The following is an 18,801-nucleotide window of genomic DNA, read 5'->3' as shown; positions in this document are numbered from 1 at the left end:
TCCCTATTCTGCGTGCGTAACCAACCAGCAGTTGTGAATCTGTTTGTTACGAGAGAAATCCAATGGCAGAGTTTGAGAAGAAATGTTCTGCGCTTTTAAGCCAAGTTCTGCAAGCCCCGCTTCGTCCATCTTGAAGTGACGTTTATTGTTAGAAAACACAATCGTACCGCTGGCACGTAATAGACGCTTCAGGTTTGTCATTAGCTTAATATGATCGCGTTGTACATCGAACGACGTTTCCATTCGCTTAGAGTTAGAGAATGTCGGTGGATCAATAAAGATAAGATCGTATTCACCTTTCGCGTTCTCAAGCCACTGTAGACAGTCAGCTTGCTCAAAACGATGCTGGCGACCCACACAACCATTTAGCTGCATGTTGTCTTTCGCCCAGTTAAGGTAAGTGTTAGACATGTCTACCGTGGTTGTAGAACGCGCACCACCAACGGCAGCGTGCACTGTCGCACTGCCAGTGTAAGCAAACAAGTTAAGGAAATCTTTACCCTGAGCCATCTCACCAAGGCGACGACGAGTGATCTTATGATCCAAGAACAAGCCTGTGTCTAGGTAATCGTGAAGGTTCACGATCAGCTTCACGCCATACTCATTCACTTCAAGCGTCTCTGAAACTTGACCTAGTTTTTGGTATTGACTACGACCTTTCTGCTTCTCACGAACTTTAAGTACAACTTTGTTCGCTTCTACACCTGTTACCTGAATCGTTGCACGGATGATGTCCGTTAGACGACGCTTAGCTTTTTCCTCAGGAATGTTTTTAGGTGCCGCGTATTCCTGAATCACAATTTGCTCGCCGTACACGTCGATAGCTACGTTGTATTCTGGAAGGTCCGCATCGTAGATACGGTAACAGTCTAGTTTCTCTTTACGCGCCCACTTACCAATCTTGCCGATGTTTTTCTTCAAACGGTTTGAAAAGTCAGGTGCGATTTGGACGTTAGTGTCCGCACCTTTCACTTCATCAGCACTACGCTCCGCAATGCTGTAGTTCTTTTGGTGACACGGTAACGCACCATTATTCAATTTGAACTGTTTGTCCGCACGCATACGAAGACAACTTAGTAGCTCGTCTGAACTAGAGAAAATAGACGCTTTACAACCGCCAAATTCTGCTTTTAGCTGACCACCAAACGCTGTGTATAGCGCAATCAGACCTGGCTCAGTACCAAGACGCTCACCATACGGCGGGTTAGACACGATAACACCAGCTTCGAAACCGGCCGGACGAGTAATAGTTGCTGCGTCGCCTTGTGCAAATGTAATTAGCTCTTCAACTCCAGCTCTGCGAGCGTTGTCCTGTGCTACTTTCAGAACTTTCGGGTCGTTATCGAAGCCAAAAAACTTAGCGTCAACTTTTTTGACACCGCGTCGGGCTTGTACATTTGCTTCTGATTTAATCTCTGCCCAAAGCTCAGGTTCAAAGTCTTCTAGCGCTTCAAAGCCCCACTGTTTACGTTTAACGCCAGGTGCCATGTTCGCTGCCATCATTGCCGCTTCAATCAGCAACGTACCAGAACCACACATTGGGTCTAGAAGTGGTTGAGAGCCATCCCAGCCACAACGCATTACGATTGCTGCAGCAAGCGTTTCACGAAGTGGAGCTCGGCCAGATTCTGGGCGATAGCCACGTTGATGAAGGCCACTGCCCACCATATCGACACCAAGAATCGCTTTGTCTTTATGTAGACGAACGTGAACACGGATATCTGGACGCTCTTTGCTAATGTTCGGACGAGGAAGTCCTTTCTTCTCAAAGCAGTCTACGATGCCATCTTTGACTTTCATCGCGCCATATTGGCTGTTGCGGATTTCGCGGTTAGTACCGTTGAAATCAACCACAAAACGCTTTGAGCTATGGAATTGGTTTACCCAGTTGATTGCAGACGTTGACAGGTAAAGATCCATGTCGTCGTTACAGGTAAACTCCGATAAAACACGTACAAATCGAGACGCTAAGCGGCTCCACAAACAGCAACGGTAAATCTGTTCATTCGTTGCCTTAAATTTTACGCCTGCCTGTACTGGTTTGGCGTTTTCAATGCCTAGTTTAGTCAGCTCTTCTACAAGCAAGTTTTCCATGCCGTTTGAAGTTACCGCGAGATATTGATTCATAGTGTTCTTTCGTCGATAAAAAATGGCTTTGATTATACCTGACTTTACGATCAATGCCTCGTTTTTAAAGGCTTTTTCGCTTTATTAGCGCAAACAGTCGCCAATCTCACCAACTGAAAGTCAAATCACATCACCTCCATAAACAGAATACGTCTCCTTATCACCTTCTTGTAAAAATGCGGCCTGTGGCGAAAGTAAATACTTATTCACTAACAAATTGGTATATACCAAGATGGGTTTTGGCATGTAATTTACTTACAAAATGGGTGTATAGAGGAATAAAAGGTGAAATATAAAGCGTCTTATTGCCTAATTTAAGGAAAAGCTAAAGTGAAAAAATTGGAATAAAAGTGAGTTGCTTCATATATGAGATATGAAATCCCCCTCATCTAGGGATGAGTTTTGGGTGCGTACAAGGAGAGATTCAGAAAATTCTAGGCAAAAAAAATCGACCTAATGAGGTCGATTAATGCAAACAAAGGAACGAAAATAAAGAAAAATCAAAAGGAAATTAACCCACCATCGCCATTGGTGCCATCGTGAATAAGTGATTGGCACACACCATGCGATCGTGCATTACTTTAATTGGTTGCCCAAATGGCAGTACTTTGTTGCCATCAAGTAGAAATTCATCCTGCCCTACGTAAGCACATAGGCTTGATGTTTCACCTGGTTCTAGAACGATGAATACGCCTTCTGAATATCGATTTGTTAGGAAGACCATATCCCCTTCTTCTGGCTCATGCCCATCGCATTGGGCGTCGAAGAACCAGCTCTTCGGTTGAACAGGTTTATGAAAGCGTTTTGCAGCTACGCAATAGAGCGTAAGTTCGGCTTGACGGTATTCGTTGATGTCGAGACAACGGATTCGTTCGTTGTACGTTTGAAACGCGCTTGCGTCATCAACAGTGAATTCATTGTTTGAGAAGGCACAATTGACCAACAGCTTACGGCATAGATTGGTTTGGAAAATCATCTCCTCCCCCAAATCCAGCATTAGGCAAGCTTTCTGCTCGTCAAAATACCAATTCCATTTGTCGCTGGGTTTAAGCATTATTCCGTTCTCTTGTTTGTGACTAGTTAATCAGTAATAAGAGGTAAGACGCTTAATTACCTACTCATGATTTTTAAATTTTACAAACGAACGGGCAAAAAAAAAGAGGAAACGAATTCCTCTTTTTTTAGTAACAAGCGTCGATTTCTCAACGATTTAGCGATTGCTCTTATAGATTTTTAACAATATCGCGTACGAGACCTGGTCCGTGGTAGATGAAACCAGTGTAAACTTGAACAAGTTGTGCACCTGCCATCATTTTCTCTTTCGCTGCAACGTATGAGTCAACACCGCCTACACCGATTATCGGAAGTTTATCGCCAAGCTCTTCATGAAGTTTACGAACAACTTCTGTTGAACGTGATTGAACCGGACGTCCGCTTAGACCACCCGCTTCGTTCGCATGTTTCATGCCTTCAACGACTGTGCGATCAAGCGTTGTGTTTGTTGCAATCACACCGTCGATGTTATTCTTAATTAGCGACTCACAGATCTGGCTGATTTCGTCATCGCTCAAATCCGGTGCAATTTTTAGCGCAAGTGGTACGTACTTACCGTGCTTTTCTGCAAGTTCTGCTTGCTTCTCTTTGAGTTCAGATAGCAATTCGTCTAGCGCTTCACCGTACTGAAGTGAACGAAGCCCTGGTGTATTTGGTGACGAGATGTTCACGGCGATGTAACCGGCATACTCGTACACTTTTTCCATACAAATCAGGTAGTCCTCTGCCCCTTTCTCAATTGGTGTATCTTTATTTTTACCAATGTTGATACCAAGAATGCAGTTGTATTTTGCCTTTTTCACATTCTCAACCAGATGATCCACACCTAGGTTGTTAAAGCCCATACGGTTGATGATACCTTCCGCTTCAACTAGGCGGAACAAACGTGGCTTGTCGTTACCTGGTTGCGGACGAGGCGTAACAGTACCAACTTCGACAAAACCAAAGCCCATGGCGTCAAACGCTTCGATACATTCGCCGTTTTTGTCCAAACCAGCAGCAAGACCCACTGGGTTACGGAATGTAAGCCCCATGCATTCTACTGGACGATTTGGTAATTGTTGACGATAGAAAAGATCGAGAGGAGTGCCGTTAAAGCGTTGGAAGTTTTTGATTGCAAGATCATGTGCCTTTTCGGCATCAAGTTGGAAAAAGCCAGTTCTGGCTAGACGGTAAAGCATTGTGCCTCCGAAAGAAAAAAGCCCCGTGTAAACGGGTCAATATTATTTACTGTTTTTCAGCGCAATTCAATGAAAATGAGTGAATTCAGCAAAATAGTATGTCTCATTTTAATTTTGTTCATAAAAACAGTTGATTAGCACTCTATGCTCTATACAAAATTGCTAGCTTTTTATTTAAAAGCAAACGATTTCATGCCAGAAAAATTTAAATCACGAGTTACGTCGTCACGTATTGTGTAAAGTTATAATGATTTGAACATAAAAAAGCCCCGCGATTGCGAGGCTTTTGCTAAAGTCACTTACCCTATTCGTTCGAAGAACAGTTCAGGTTAAGTAGAACCAATTCTCGAAGTGCAACAGAGAACTTAGCGAACTCATGAACGGAACCAACTTTGAATTCATTCAAGATGCTCTCCCAACGATGCAATGACAATTCATTCGTTGTCATCCAATCTTCGAGTGCTTGCATCACGTCTAGATCTTCTGTTGAACAGCCGCAAGTTAGAACTTGAGCAGTCAATTGACGTTGTTGCCAATCAAGATCCTCACGGAATGCTGCACGAGCAAGAGCTTGCCAGTTATTATCAACCGCTTGGCTATTGATCTGTTTCAAGAACCAGTGAAGTGATAAACGGTCACCTAGATTAAAGTAAAGCTTCGAGGCTTGTTCAACCGTTTTACCCGTTTCGCTTGCTACTGTTGAAATATCCAGTGCAGACTGTAGGCTAGAGAGACGAGCTACATGGTGTGCCAGTTTCTCCTCTACTCCGCGCTCAATCCATTTCTGAGCAAGTTCGTTATGCTCTTCCACTTCTGATGCAACTAGCATGGTGTCTAGCGTTTCAGTAATAGTGTGAACATCGTCTTTATATAGTGCAACTAACTCAGTTACTGTGCTCTTACCGCTGCGATTGCGAAGTAACCAACGAGAGATACGGCGCAATGCGCGACGTACATAAAACATGATCTCATACTGTGCTTCTGCAGTTGCAACGTTATCGAGTGCACGAGTTTGCTTAAGAATATCTTCCAGTTCGAAGATCTCACGTGTTGCACTGTAAGCGTTCGCAATATCAACGACACTCGCGCCCGTCTCTTCTTGAAGACGAGTCACGAAGTTACAGCCCATTTCATTAACCATTTGGTTTGCCAGCGCTGTTGCGATGATTTCAGCACGCAGCGGGTGGTTTACCATCTGATCTTTGTAGTTACGGCGTAACTCACTTGGGAAATAAGCAACTAACTGTTTTCCATGGAATTCATCATTTGCAATTTCGTCAGCAACCAATTGTTCTTTCAGAACCATCTTACCGTAAGCTACGAGTACTGAAAGTTCAGGACGTGTCAGACCAAGACCTTGTTTCTCTCGCTCAATCAAGGTTTCATCGTCTGGAATGTACTCAAGAGCACGATCCAAGTACCCTGCTTTCTCCATTGTATGGATAAAGCGGATTTGCTCTTTAACGATGCCAACACCTTGCTGTTCAGTCACCGAAATAGACTCAGATTGACGGTATGCATCGTCCAATACGATTTCGCCCACTTCGTCTTCCATCGATTCAAGAATCTGGTTGCGTTGTTTAACCGTTAGATCGCCATTCGATACTAAACCATTCAAGAAGATCTTAATGTTCACTTCGTTGTCCGAACAGTCTACGCCACCAACGTTATCCACAAAGTCCGTATTTACACGACCGCCTGTGCTTGCGTATTCGATACGACCAAGCTGAGTCATACCTAAGTTACCGCCTTCACCAACCACTTTCGCTTTTAAATCACGTCCATCGATACGGAGTACGTCATTTGCACGGTCGCCAACATCAGTGTGTGTCTCGCTAGAAGCTTTAACATACGTACCGATACCACCATTCCAAAGCAGATCCACTTCCATTTGCAGGATCATCTTAATCAGATCGTTTGGCGCTAGAGACGCTTTCTTCGTGCCCAGCATTTTTTGGATTTCTGGCGTTAGTTGGATCGATTTAGAGCGACGAGAGAAAATACCACCGCCCTGCGAGATCAACTCGGCGTTGTAATCTTCCCAGCTTGATCGTGGGAGATTGAACAAGCGATTACGCTCTTCCCAGCTGGTGGCTGAATCCGGATTTGGATCAATGAAGATGTGCATATGGTTAAATGCAGCTTGTAGACGAATATGCTTAGATAGCAGCATACCGTTACCAAATACGTCCCCTGCCATATCACCCACGCCAATTGCTGTGAAGTCAGTGGTTTGACAGTTGATGCCCATTTCTCGGAAGTGGCGTTTCACCGATTCCCAACCACCTTTCGCAGTGATACCCATTGCTTTGTGGTCATAACCGTTAGAACCACCTGATGCAAACGCGTCACCTAGCCAGAAGTTGTACTCATCCGATACAGAGTTCGCCAAATCAGAGAATGTCGCTGTACCTTTATCGGCGGCAACAACTAAGTATGGGTCGTCTTCATCGTGACGCACTACACTCTTCGGCGGAATAACTTCGCCTTCGATGATGTTATCGGACACATCGAGAAGCGCGCGAATGAAGCGTTTGTAACAACGTTGACCTTCAGCGAAGATTTCATCACGGTTAGTTAGAGTTGGCTGACGTTTACATACGAAGCCACCTTTTGCACCCACAGGAACAATAACCGTGTTCTTAACTTGCTGTGCTTTAACCAGACCAAGAATTTCAGTACGGAAGTCCTCTTGACGATCCGACCAACGCAAACCACCACGCGCGACTTTACCGCCACGTAGGTGTACACCTTCAATATCAGGTGCGTAAACGAAGATCTCAAACGCAGGCACTGGCTGAGGAATATCAGGGATTTCGCTTGGCTTCATCTTCAATGATAACCAAGGTTTCGGCTGCTTATTTTCGTCCAATTGGTAGTAGTTAGTACGTAGCGTTGCCGTGATCATTTCCATGTAGCGACGGATGATACGATCATCATCTAGGCTTTCAACGCGATCCAGTTGCTCGGTTATTTTCTTGATAAGATCGTTCTGACCTTTCTCGCTGCCTTTGTGTTTTGGATCGAATCGTTTGGCAAACAAGTTTACTAGACCCGTTGCCAAATCTGGGTAATGGCTAAGGGTATCTTCTATGTATTGTTGGCTGAATGGGAAACCAACCTGGCGCATGTAGCGCGCGTATGCACGAAGAATTGAGATTTCACGACCAGACAGTGAAGCGCCTAGTACCAAGCGGTTGAAGCCATCACTCTCTAGATTACCAGCCCAAATCGCTGCGAATGCTTGTTGGAAACGATCGCGAGCTTCACGAAGATCAACGGTCTTGTCGCTCTTATGCAGCATTGAGAAATCTAGGATCCAGAATGTTTGACCATTGTTGGTTTCGATCTCATAAGGCGATTCGCCGATCACACGTAACCCTAGGTTTTCCAACATTGGCATCACGTCGGATAGGTGAATTGGCTCGTCGCGGTGGTATAGCTTCAAGCGAACTGCTTTCGATTCAGCCGCTTCTTCTTGCGGACGATAGAACAACATGCCGAGTTTGTTGTCGTCGCTTAACGCTTCTAGACGTTCGATATCTGCAACCGCAGAACCTGGCATCATGTCTTCTTTATATGAACGTGGGAATGCACTCATGTACTCTTTCGAAAGCGGAAGACCTTTGCTTTCACCAAAGTTAGCAATGATAGACTCTTTTAGGCGGTCGTCCCATGAAGTCGATACTTCCATTAAGTTCTGCTCAATCTTTTTCACGTCTACATCAATGTTGTTATTGTCTACACGAACAATGTAATGGGTTCTCGCCAACGGGCTTTCTGAGAAGAAGGTTGTGAATTCAACCTCTTGTTCACAGCCAAAGTACTGCTTAAGAATGCGTTGCGTTTGACGACGAAGCTCTGTGTTGTATCGATCTTTTGTCACGTAAACCATACAGCTGAAGAATCGACCAAACGGGTCTTTACGAACAAATAGACGTAACAAGTCACGATCTTGCATTTGAACAACGCCCATCCCCACTTCTAATAACTCTTCTTCACGAGCTTGAAGTAATTCGTCACGTGGGTAGTTTTCTAGAATGTTGTGCAGGGCTTTGTACGAGTACGATCCGTTACGGTAACCACTCGCTTCTAGAATACGATCCACTTTCTCGCGGATCAGAGGAATACTTTGTACGGCTTGGTTGTATACAGCAGAAGTGTAAAGACCTGTGAAACGGTGCTCACCAATCACTTTGCCGTTCTTATCGAATTTCTTAACGCCAATGTAGTCAGTGTAAGCTGGGCGGTGAATACGAGATGCTTGATTGCCCTTAGTGATGATCAATGCGTAAGGCTTTTTCGCTTCTAGGCGTGCAGAGTCGGACAGTTCAGAAAGCTTGATGCTGCGAATGCGATTGTCATCGGCAAAGAGACCAAGACCTTTCTCTTTAACAGGTTGCAGCTCAGTGTCACCATTGACGCTAACAAGATCATACTCTTTGTAACCCATGAAGGTGAAGTTATGATCCCCTAACCAACGTAGGTATTCGATCGTCTCATCTAAACGATCAGTCTTCATCGAAACTCGATCTTTGTTCTTTTCAAGATCATCAGTAACGATCTTAAGTTTATCAACCATTTGTTTCCAATCATCAACCACTAAACGCGTGTCAGACAAAATGGTCAGTAGCTCATTTTTCAGCTCTTGCATTTCACCTTTACTGGTTAAGCGGTCAACTTCGATATGGAACAGAGATTGAAGAACACCACCCTCGCCATTAACGTCCGTCACTTGCCCTTTTTTATCGCGTTCTAGTTGCGTTGGGTTGTTGAGCATCAAGTGAGAAACAAGGTCAAGTCGCGTTAACGCCATCTTGATGGAATCCACCAAAAACGGGCTGTCCGGAACAACAATTTCAACAATAGTGTGTGTTGATTGCCAACCTTGGCGGCTGACAGTTGGGTTGAATACCCTGACAGAAATGTCTTCTGGTTTCTTTTCATTGACATGATGCCACAGGCTAACAACGGCACCATATAGGTCGGATTCGTTTCGCTGAATCAAGTCATCATCAGCAATGTTACTAAATAAGTGTTGAGCAAGTTTAGTTACAAGCGGTTGGTGAGAAAGCTCGAGTTTGTCTTGAATTAGTTGGTATACCTTTTCAAGCAGAACCGGCACTACATTTTCACGCGCGGTCATATTCACACTCCACATTAGAATTGTTGTTTTGTAGGGGGACTTAACTTCGGGTTTTAGCCTCGAAACTAAGCATAGGTAATGCATGCACTTATTGTAAAAGCATAATTACAAATGTTTAACAAAAATTCGCAGTGGTAGGAGGTGAAATGTTTGATTATGTGACTAAGATTCCTGTTTAACTCACTAGGAATATCAGGCATCACAGAGTTTCTAACTTTAGAAACTTATTATTTTGGTCAGTTGTGAGTCTAAAACGACCTCTAATGCCTAATTGACTAAGAAATGGTCGAAATTTTGATGCATCTAGTTGCACCCTCAAACCATTGTCAGTAATGACTTGTACAGAACTTGCGGCACCAGAGTAGTGTGAAAGAAATGTTTGATAAGAGATGTTGAGAGAGAAGTAATACTGGTTCATGAGAATGGATTATTGTCAGAACAAAAAACTAGGGTGATCATAACGACCACCCTATTCTTTTGTCGATTATTCGTCTAGTGCTTTAGTCACTTTTTCGAATAGGTCTTTCGCTAAATTGTCCATCGCTTTAAGCTTTTCAAGCTCTGCACGGATAAGGGCTTGGCGACCTTCATCGTATTTGCGGAACTTCAATAGAGGATCGATCATACGAGACGCCACTTGTGGGTTGGTATCGTTCAACTGACGAAGGATCTCACCAGCAAACTGGTAGCCAGAGCCTGATTTATCATGGAAGCGCACAGGGTTTGCGTTTAAGAAAGAACCAATCAAGCTACGCGTACGGTTCGGGTTCTTCAAGCTAAATGCTTCGTGGCTCATGGTTTCTTTCACTTTCTCAAGTGCGTTTTCAACTGGGTTGCTGCCCTGAAGAACAAACCATTTGTCCATAACCAGACCATCGTGCTTCCATTTGTCACTGTAGTCCGCCATTAGAGCTTCACGACATGTAAGTTGCGCATTGTTTGCTGCACTCATTGCCGCAATCGTATCAGTCATGTTGTTTGATGACTCGTATTGCGCTTTAACTAGTTCATTACCCTTCTCAGTATGAGCTAGGAACTGCAGACATTGGTTACGCAAAGCTCGTTTGCCAATAGCGTCGTGATCAATGCTGTACTCTGCTTGGTTCAATGCGTGGTAGGTGGCACTCAGTTCATCTTCTAGCTCTTTAGAAAGTGACACTGTAATGTCATTCAGTACCGTATCTACCGCATCAATATCAATCTGCTTGTACCAACCAGTGATTTCGTTAATTGAAGGTAAAGACAGAACTTGTGCGATAAACGCTGGCTCAAGATTCGCATCAAGTAACACGCCACGGAATGCATCGATTAAGTCTTCTGATAGCTTAACCTCACCACCCGCTTGAACGTTAGTTACGTTTTGACGAATGTACTTCGCTAGCAGCATTTGGCTTGCATCCCAACGAGCAAAATCGTTTGTTGCGTGCTTCATCAAGAAGATCAGTTCATCATCGCTGTAATCGTATTCCAATTTAACCGGTGCAGAGAACTCACGAAGCAATGATGGCACTGGTTGTTCTGCGACGTTTTCGAATACGAAAGTCTGCTTGTCTTGCTTCACGTCTAGAACGTTGTGTACCGATTCACCGTTGATAACCAGTGGAATCACATCACCGTTTTGTGCGTACAGCTCAATATCGAATGGAATATGTAGCGCTTGTTTTTCTGATTGGTCGTGCGTTGCTTCAGTAAATTGTTCAACTGTTAGTGCGTAAGTTTTTGCTTCCGCATTGTATTCACTGTTTACACGAAGTGTTGGCGTACCAGACTGGCTGTACCATAAGCGGAATTGCTTAAGGTCAACGCCCGTTGCGTCTTCCATTGCAGAAACGAAATCTTCACACGTTGCTGCAGTACCATCATGACGCTCGAAGTACAGTTTCATACCTTTTTGGAAACCTTCTTCGCCAAGTAGCGTATGATACATGCGAATCACTTCGCTGCCCTTTTCGTACACGGTTAGCGTGTAGAAGTTATTCATTTCAATAACTTTATCCGGACGAATTGGATGCGACATTGGGCTTGAATCTTCCGCGAATTGCGGACCGCGAATAATGCGAACGTTGTCGATGCGGTTTACTGCACGTGAACCAAGATCAGATGAGAACTCTTGATCGCGGAATACCGTTAGGCCCTCTTTCAAACTCAACTGGAACCAGTCACGACAAGTAACACGGTTACCCGTCCAGTTGTGGAAGTATTCGTGACCGATTACCGCCTCAATACCAAGGTATTCACGGTCAGTCGCGGTTTTTTCATTCGCAAGGACAAACTTCGAGTTGAAGATGTTTAGACCTTTGTTTTCCATCGCGCCCATGTTGAAGAAATCAACGGCCACGATCATGTAGATATCTAGATCATACTCAAGACCAAAGCGGTCTTCATCCCACTTCATTGAGTTGATAAGTGAAGTCATCGCGTGACCAGCACGATCTAGGTTACCTTTGTCGACAAAGATTTCTAGGTCTACTTCACGACCTGATGTGGTTGTGTATTTATCACGTAGTACATCGAAATCACCGGCTACTAATGCGAACAAGTAAGCTGGTTTTGGGTGTGGGTCTTGCCATTGAACCCAATGACGACCATTTTCTACCTCACCTTCAGCTACGCGGTTACCATTGCTTAATAGGTATGGATACACGGCTTTGTCTGCGATCACTTTTGTTGTGTATTTCGCAAGAACGTCTGGACGGTCTAGGTAGTAAGTAATACGACGGAAGCCTTCTGCTTCACACTGCGTACAAAACGCACCACCTGATTTGTAAAGACCTTCAAGTGCCGTGTTTGCTTCTGGGTCGATCTTAGTAATGATTTCTAAATCAAATTCCGCAGGCAAATCGGTAAGCACTAAAGAGGCTTCTTTTACTTCATGGTGAGACCAATCTTCACCATTCACTTTTACGGAGCGTAGCTCTAGCCCTTCACCGTCCAGTTCTAACGTGGTTGATTCACCCTTTTGAACTACTTTTGATACTGCTGTGACGATTGTGTCGTTGTCATAAAGATCAAACGTCAAATCGATATCAGTAATGGTATGAGATGGCGCCTTATAATCTTTGCGATATTTCGCTTGGGGAGCTTGAGACATGTCCATAAATCCTTGTATATAGAACCACAAAAATACCAGGACTAGAGGCTCAAACACCTCACACTGGTATCACGATATAAGCTATTTGTAGGGGTTATGGTATCAGAATACAAGTCTTTCTATAAAAAAACGGAGCTTTTAGTGGCTTAGCTCCGCTTTCCGTTTAACATTTAATCAACATCAGAATATTTCACTATTAATAACCTAGCGTGAAATAATGAGGATGAATCATTTAGGGTGTCACTCGGTTGAGAACCGCGTACATATCACCGTTTGAATCCTTAATCGTAAGCTCATTTTGATTGAGTACGTAGCGAGTACCATGTTCCCCGTTTTCATACAAAAGAACCAAATGTTCCCCCTCGGTGTAGAACACGCCCTGCTTAACAGACTCCTCACCTTCATCGTTCGCGACACGGAACATGAACACAAAGTCAGGTTGTAGAATCAAATCCATCTGATTGATGTTATTGGCGAGCATACCATCGCCGCCGACTTGTGAACTGGACCAAATGCCGGCAAGCGCATTTGAGAGTCCTTTTGTGAAGGTCACGCCGTTCAAATCTAATGTGTTGTGATTGTTTCGATATGCATAAATTTGTGGTTCGTCTGTATTCAAACCAAGAACAATGGTGTCTTCATTGGCGTTATACATCCCTTCCCAATGGTCTATTGAGTAGTCTTTTTTCTGTATATCGATCGAGAAGGTGTAATCAGAACCCAAAGTCAGTTTGATAGCACGGAAATTCTCTGATGATTCTTCCGGGTTGGGATTCATCAAGTACCAGTCGCCGATCAAAAACGGGGTGTCAAAGTGACTGAGTTCGTCTTCCTTGTTGGGTTCCGCACTAGAAACACTAAAGCAGCAAAAGCTAAGTAAAATGATGAACCATTTCATAACGGTATCCTTATCGTTTTCTTTTAGCTTAGGTGCTAGATCTCGTTTTCGCGAAATATTTGATCTACATCACGTAATTTGTTGGAGAAAATTAAGCGTAGGATTCACCGAATTCAGTTTGAACATAGTGGTAAATACACATAAAAAAAGAGCGAGTCGCTATGACTCGCTCTTAATACACAGAATTGTTAGTCATTATGACTGAATTATTAGCTCTTCAGCATATCGACCATAACAGCAACGGATTCATCTAGATAAACGTCTGGTGCTTCGTAATCTTTTGGCACATCATCAAGCGTTTTGAATGGTTCTTTACCCATTGCAGCTTGACGTTCATTGATGCGCTCTAGACGTAGAGCCTCGGCTTTATCCGATTCATCCTCACGAACTTTCTCGTTAAGAGACAATAAGTTATCGTCTTTCTCTTTACGGTACTTCTCGATATCTTCTTTGATGAAGCGGAATTCCATTTCATCTGCGATACGTTTGTTGTGAAGTTCAGTCAGTTGAGTCACAAGTGCGTCGTTACTTGGGAATGTCTGATATTTTGCTTTATCAATGCTATCCCAAGGTAACGCGTTATCTTCAACACTTTCACCTGTTTCGCTTGGCTCAACTGGCGTTGGATAAGCGATGTCTGGTGCAACACCACGGTTCTGAGTACTGCCACCATCAATGCGGTAGAACTTCTGAATCGTGTATTGAACATAACCAAGCTCTTTATCGAAAAGATCGTAGATATGGTTCAGTGAGCGATGTTGCTGAACGGTACCCTTGCCGAAAGAGTTTTCGCCAAGAATAATCGCACGATTATAATCCTGCATTGCTGCCGCAAAGATCTCAGACGCTGAAGCACTGTAACGGTTGATCAATACAGTTAGCGGGCCGTCGTAACTTATTTGGCCATCGGTATCTGCATTTACCTTGATACGTCCGTAGCTATCACGAACTTGAACAACCGGGCCCTCTTTAATAAAGAGACCTGTTAAAGCGGTTGCTTCTGTCAGTGCACCACCACCGTTGTTTCGTAAATCAACGATCACGCCGTCAACGTTCTTGGCTTTTAGTTCAGCAAGCAGTTTGTCTGTATCTTTCGAGAGACCAACGTAGAAGCTTGGAACTTCAAGCACACCAATCTTTTTACCGTCTTTCTCGATGATTTCAGATTTAACCGCGCGGTCTTCTAGGCGAACTTTGTCACGAACAATAGTGACAACGTAACTCTTCGCATCTTTACCTTCTGGCAAGACTTGCAGATTAACTTTAGTGCCTTTTGGCCCCTTAATTAACTGTACGACATCATCAAGACGCCAACCAATGACATCGACAACTTCTTCGCCATCTTGACCAACACCGATGATGCGGTCACCCTCGCCCAACTGTTTGCTCTTAGAAGCAGGACCGCCGGCAACCAAAGATCGAATCACTGTGTAGTCATCGGTCATTTGAAGTACGGCACCAATACCTTCAAGAGACAAATTCATCTCTGATTGGAATTGTTCTGCATTTCGAGGAGACAGGTAGCTAGTGTGCGGATCAACTTCACGAGCGAAAGCGTTCATGTAAAGTTGGAAAGCGTCTTCGTTGCGAGTTTGAGTGATACGTTTCATTGCGTTGTTATAACGCTTCTCTAATACCTCTTTAATTTCTGGCCATTCTTTACCAGTCATCTTGAGGTTAAGAGCGTCATATTTAACACGCTTACGCCACAGTTCATTCAATTCCGCTTCATCTTTTGGCCATGCAGCTTCAGAGCGATCTAATTCAATAAATTCATCAGTATCAAACTTGATTTCGTTATCGAGTAGAGTCAGTGCGTAGGCGAAACGGTCAAAGCGCTTCTGCATCGAAAGGTTATAAACATCAAAAGCAATCTTGTTGTTGCCAGCTTTAAGTTGATCATCAAGGCTGATTGACCAATCTTTGAAAGAGTCGATATCGGCTCGAGTAAAAATATTTCTATTGTAATCAAGCATTTCTACGTAGCGCTCAAAGATCGCTTTGGAGAAATCATCGTTAAGATTGAAGTGCTTATAGTGAGATCGTGTGAATCGAGATGTTACACGTTTGCTGGCTGTTTCGTGCTGAACTTCAGGAGCGAGAACCGGCAAATCATCTTTGTTTAGTTTGGCTTCTAGAGCCTGAGCTGAAGCTGCTAGCATTAAGCTAGCAGCAATCAGTGTCACTTTTGAACGGCAATTCATGCGTAGGAGTATCTCCCTTATGCGCGCAAGTGCTCCGCTTTTACAACCATTTGTAGGCCGTTAGCAAGTTGAACACGTACATCATCCTTATTGACTTCAACAATGGTCGCTGCCATGTTTCCTTTACCCATGTTCACGTTTACTGCATTGCCTACTGTGATTTCATCAGCGTTTAATGCGCGTGTTTCTACAGGCTTATTCTCTTTTTGTACTTTTGGTTTGTTAGTACGACGAGGCTGTTGAGGTTTTTTAGCCGATGGTTTTGCCTTAGCTTTACCTTCTTCACGAGCCTTTTGAGCTTGCTCTTTACGACGAGCCTGCACTTTAGCTTTGCTCTCAGCTAGTGTTGCTTTAGCGTGATCTACGTGCTCTTCTTCTAGTTCACCACAAGGGTTGCCATCTAGATCAACACGTACCGCACCAGGTTTTACGCCGTGTAGGTAACGCCATGATGAAGTGTACTGTCTTAACGCTGCACGAAGCTGAGTTTTGCTTACTTTTTCGTCTTCATTTAGACGTTCCGCAAGATCTTGAAAAATACCAATTTTCAGAGGCTTTGCTTCACCTTCTAAAGTAAAGCACTTAGGGAAACATTCAGCAATATATGCGATAACTTCTTTGCTGTTTTTTAACTTTTCAGTCATGAGGGTTCCTGATTTGAGCGGATTTCCGCGAAGCATTAAGAAAAATATTCTCGTATTATAGTGACATGCCAAGGAAAAACCACACTCGAGGGCGAATTTATGCGTCGTTAGCGTGCGAATTAAGCAGCTTTTCTACTTCTAACATGAAATGTGTGAGGCCTTGCTCATCAATTTCATTAAAACGACCAATACTTGGGCTATCAATATCAAGTACACCAGTCACTTCCCCATTAATCGTAAATGGCAGAACTATTTCTGAGTTACTTGCTGCATCACACGCTATATGACCTTCAAACTCGTGTACGTCGTACACTCTTTGTACGCGATTAGTTTGCGCCGCAGTTCCGCATACTCCTCGCCCCATAGGGATACGCACACAAGCGGGTTTACCTTGAAACGGACCAAGAACGAGCTCGTTTCCTTTTTTCAAATAAAATCCCGCCCAGTTTAGGTTTTCTAGTTCCATAAATAAAAGTGAACTTATGTTCGCAAGATTTGCAATTAAATCCGGTTCCGACTCGATAAGTGCAACCGCCTGTTTGGTAAGTGTTTGGTATTGTTCTATGGTCATATTAACTTCCAAATTATTCTGTTGAGGCTTCCATTATTAGTGAATACAATGCTCGCCTAAAATTTAATAGGACTTATTCTCATTACAATGACTTCACGAAATGACACTATTAGCCGTTCTTGGTTGATAACTCAAGCAAAAAAGCACAAGTCTAAATTGGCTTTGGCTAACTTTATTGCGGTTTTAGCAACTCTGATTAGTGTTCCTATCCCACTTCTGATGCCACTTATGGTCGATGAAGTACTACTCGATAAGCCAGCTTCTGGTTTGGCAGCCATGAATCTTGTTTTACCAGAGGCATGGCATACTCCTACGGGTTATATCTTCTTTACTCTCTTCCTTGTTGTTCTCATGCGCGCTGCCAGCCAAGCGCTTAACATAGTTCAAAGCCGCCAGTTTACTCTTGTTTCAAAGACGATTACTTATGGAATGAGAAGCAAGATGATCGACAAACTTGGTCGGATAAGTATTCGCCAATATGAAACAAAAGGTAGCGGCGGCATCAACGCTCACCTTATCACTGACATAGAGACCATAGATAAGTTTATCGGTTCTACGTTAGCTAAATTTGTTATTAGCTTACTCACCGTCATAGGTACGGCCATCATTCTCTTGTGGTTAGACTGGCGTCTTGGATTATTCATTCTTCTAGTGAACCCTATCGTTATCTACTTTTCACGCAAGCTGGGAAGTACGGTCAAACATCTTAAGCGCAAAGAGAACCACTCATTCGAAGTTTTCCAAAACCGATTGGTTGAAACTTTAGATGGCATCTACCAATTGCGAGCAGCCAACAAAGAACGTGAGTTTCTTCAACAGTTAAAATTCGATGCTGATCAGATCCGTATCGACGCAGACAAATACGCCTGGCAGTCAGAGGCAGCTGGTCGTGTGTCCTTCCTTCTTTTCTTAATCGGTTTTGAACTTTTCCGTGCCGTCGCAATGCTCATGGTGATGTTCAGTGACCTCACCATCGGTCAGATTTTTGCGGTCTTTGGCTATCTTTGGTTTATGTTGTCCCCAGTACAAGAGCTATTAGGCATTCAGTTTTCTTGGTACAGCGCTAAAGCTGCCCTAAAACGCATCAATGACCTTCTTGAACTCGAGGAAGAACATAGACCTGTTTCTAAGGTAAATCCTTTCAACAAAGGCCAAGAAGTTGATGTTAAAATCGAGAATGTAGATTTTTCATACAATAGTGAGGTAAAGGTCTTGGATAACCTCTCACTGCACATTCCACCGGGTAAAAAAGTGGCACTTGTTGGTGCTTCTGGTGGAGGTAAATCCACACTGATCCAACTATTAATTGGTGTTTATCGACAAAACTCTGGAAACATACGTTTTAATGATGAACTCAGTGAAGATATAAGCTTCGATGTAATTCGTAATAAAATTGCCGTTGTATTACAGCAACCTATATTATTTAACGACACGCTAAGGCATAATCTTACGCTTGGTGGTGACTTTGATGAGTTGTCTTTGTGGCGCGCATTAGAAGTTGCTCAGTTACAAGACGTAATGAAGCAATTAGACAATGGTTTAAACACCCAAATCGGTAGGAACGGTATCCGATTGTCTGGTGGACAAAGACAGAGATTGGCCATTGCTCGTATGGTGTTAAGCGATCCTCAGTTTGTAATACTTGATGAGGCGACATCAGCATTAGATACCGCTACGGAAGCAGCGCTCCATAAGGCGTTAACAGAGTTTCTGAACGGCAGAACCACTTTAATCGTTGCGCACAGGCTGTCTGCAGTAAAACAAGCTGATTTAATTTACGTACTTGAAGATGGAAAAGTCACCCAGTCGGGCACGCATGGTGAGTTAGTTGAACAAGAAGGTTTGTACCAAACGTTATACGGGGGAGTTCAGTCCCACGTTTAGTA

The 18,801-nt window shown here is 43.6% G+C and carries 11 protein-coding genes; 1 reads left to right on the top strand and 10 read right to left on the bottom strand.

All coding sequences use genetic code 11. From position 1 onward, the window contains the following. Window positions 1–3: 3 nt before the first annotated feature. The 10 genes from rlmKL to KIV41_RS02900 form a co-directional block, all read right to left on the bottom strand. Complete coding sequence (rlmKL, locus tag KIV41_RS02945; RefSeq protein ID WP_252042071.1) at window positions 4–2,127, bottom strand: bifunctional 23S rRNA (guanine(2069)-N(7))-methyltransferase RlmK/23S rRNA (guanine(2445)-N(2))-methyltransferase RlmL; 2,124 nt, start codon at window positions 2,125–2,127, stop codon at window positions 4–6. A gap of 511 nt (window positions 2,128–2,638) precedes the next feature. Beyond that, the gene (locus KIV41_RS02940; protein ID WP_005446810.1) at window positions 2,639–3,181 is read right to left on the bottom strand and encodes a cell division protein ZapC; all 543 of its coding nucleotides are present in this window, start codon (window positions 3,179–3,181) and stop codon (window positions 2,639–2,641) included. 169 nt (window positions 3,182–3,350) lie between these two features. Next, entirely contained in the window at window positions 3,351–4,361 is a 1,011-nt protein-coding gene (gene pyrD / locus KIV41_RS02935; protein ID WP_017190185.1) for a quinone-dependent dihydroorotate dehydrogenase, read from the bottom strand. A gap of 304 nt (window positions 4,362–4,665) precedes the next feature. Continuing rightward, window positions 4,666–9,507, bottom strand: a complete 4,842-nt coding sequence (locus KIV41_RS02930; RefSeq protein WP_005446807.1) for an NAD-glutamate dehydrogenase — start codon at window positions 9,505–9,507, stop codon at window positions 4,666–4,668. A 199-nt stretch (window positions 9,508–9,706) separates the two neighbouring features. Then, the gene (locus KIV41_RS02925) at window positions 9,707–9,925 is read right to left on the bottom strand and encodes a DUF2835 domain-containing protein (protein WP_005446806.1); all 219 of its coding nucleotides are present in this window, start codon (window positions 9,923–9,925) and stop codon (window positions 9,707–9,709) included. A 66-nt stretch (window positions 9,926–9,991) separates the two neighbouring features. After that, a complete protein-coding gene (gene pepN, locus KIV41_RS02920; RefSeq protein WP_285335631.1) occupies window positions 9,992–12,598 on the bottom strand; it encodes an aminopeptidase N in 2,607 nt (868 codons plus the stop codon). Between the two features lie 232 nt (window positions 12,599–12,830). Then, the gene (locus KIV41_RS02915; RefSeq protein ID WP_285335630.1) at window positions 12,831–13,496 is read right to left on the bottom strand and encodes a hypothetical protein; all 666 of its coding nucleotides are present in this window, start codon (window positions 13,494–13,496) and stop codon (window positions 12,831–12,833) included. A gap of 209 nt (window positions 13,497–13,705) precedes the next feature. Then, window positions 13,706–15,700 carry a carboxy terminal-processing peptidase gene (prc, locus tag KIV41_RS02910; protein WP_285335629.1) on the bottom strand — a complete coding sequence of 665 codons (1,995 nt, stop codon included), beginning with the start codon at window positions 15,698–15,700 and terminating at the stop codon, window positions 13,706–13,708. 17 nt (window positions 15,701–15,717) lie between these two features. Continuing rightward, window positions 15,718–16,344, bottom strand: a complete 627-nt coding sequence (proQ, locus tag KIV41_RS02905; protein ID WP_010448036.1) for an RNA chaperone ProQ — start codon at window positions 16,342–16,344, stop codon at window positions 15,718–15,720. 97 nt (window positions 16,345–16,441) lie between these two features. After that, window positions 16,442–16,915 (bottom strand): GAF domain-containing protein, encoded by a 474-nt coding sequence (locus KIV41_RS02900; RefSeq protein WP_285335628.1) that lies wholly within the window; start codon window positions 16,913–16,915, stop codon window positions 16,442–16,444. Window positions 16,916–17,002: 87 nt separating this feature from the next. On the opposite strand from KIV41_RS02900, the gene KIV41_RS02895 reads away from it, so the two are divergent. Then, window positions 17,003–18,799, top strand: a complete 1,797-nt coding sequence (locus KIV41_RS02895; protein WP_010448040.1) for an ABC transporter ATP-binding protein — start codon at window positions 17,003–17,005, stop codon at window positions 18,797–18,799. Window positions 18,800–18,801: the final 2 nt, after the last annotated feature.

The organism is Vibrio sp. D401a (genome assembly GCF_030248515.1).
In the GTDB taxonomy this organism is placed as follows: domain Bacteria; phylum Pseudomonadota; class Gammaproteobacteria; order Enterobacterales; family Vibrionaceae; genus Vibrio; species Vibrio rotiferianus.
Note: the sequence above shows the minus strand (reverse complement) of the source record. Positions and strands in the feature narration are given on the sequence as shown.

Bases quoted from the DNA above. Each gene is read 5' to 3' on its own strand.
- KIV41_RS02900 (WP_285335628.1), bottom strand. From the start codon at position 16,915: ATGACCATAGAACAATACCAAACACTTACCAAACAGGCGGTTGCACTT.
- KIV41_RS02895 (WP_010448040.1), top strand. From the start codon at position 17,003: ATGACTTCACGAAATGACACTATTAGCCGTTCTTGGTTGATAACTCAA.
- prc (WP_285335629.1), bottom strand. From the start codon at position 15,700: ATGAATTGCCGTTCAAAAGTGACACTGATTGCTGCTAGCTTAATGCTA.
- proQ (WP_010448036.1), bottom strand. From the start codon at position 16,344: ATGACTGAAAAGTTAAAAAACAGCAAAGAAGTTATCGCATATATTGCT.
- KIV41_RS02925 (WP_005446806.1), bottom strand. From the start codon at position 9,925: ATGAACCAGTATTACTTCTCTCTCAACATCTCTTATCAAACATTTCTT.
- KIV41_RS02930 (WP_005446807.1), bottom strand. From the start codon at position 9,507: ATGACCGCGCGTGAAAATGTAGTGCCGGTTCTGCTTGAAAAGGTATAC.
- KIV41_RS02940 (WP_005446810.1), bottom strand. From the start codon at position 3,181: ATGCTTAAACCCAGCGACAAATGGAATTGGTATTTTGACGAGCAGAAA.
- pepN (WP_285335631.1), bottom strand. From the start codon at position 12,598: ATGTCTCAAGCTCCCCAAGCGAAATATCGCAAAGATTATAAGGCGCCA.
- KIV41_RS02915 (WP_285335630.1), bottom strand. From the start codon at position 13,496: ATGAAATGGTTCATCATTTTACTTAGCTTTTGCTGCTTTAGTGTTTCT.
- pyrD (WP_017190185.1), bottom strand. From the start codon at position 4,361: ATGCTTTACCGTCTAGCCAGAACTGGCTTTTTCCAACTTGATGCCGAA.
- rlmKL (WP_252042071.1), bottom strand. From the start codon at position 2,127: ATGAATCAATATCTCGCGGTAACTTCAAACGGCATGGAAAACTTGCTT.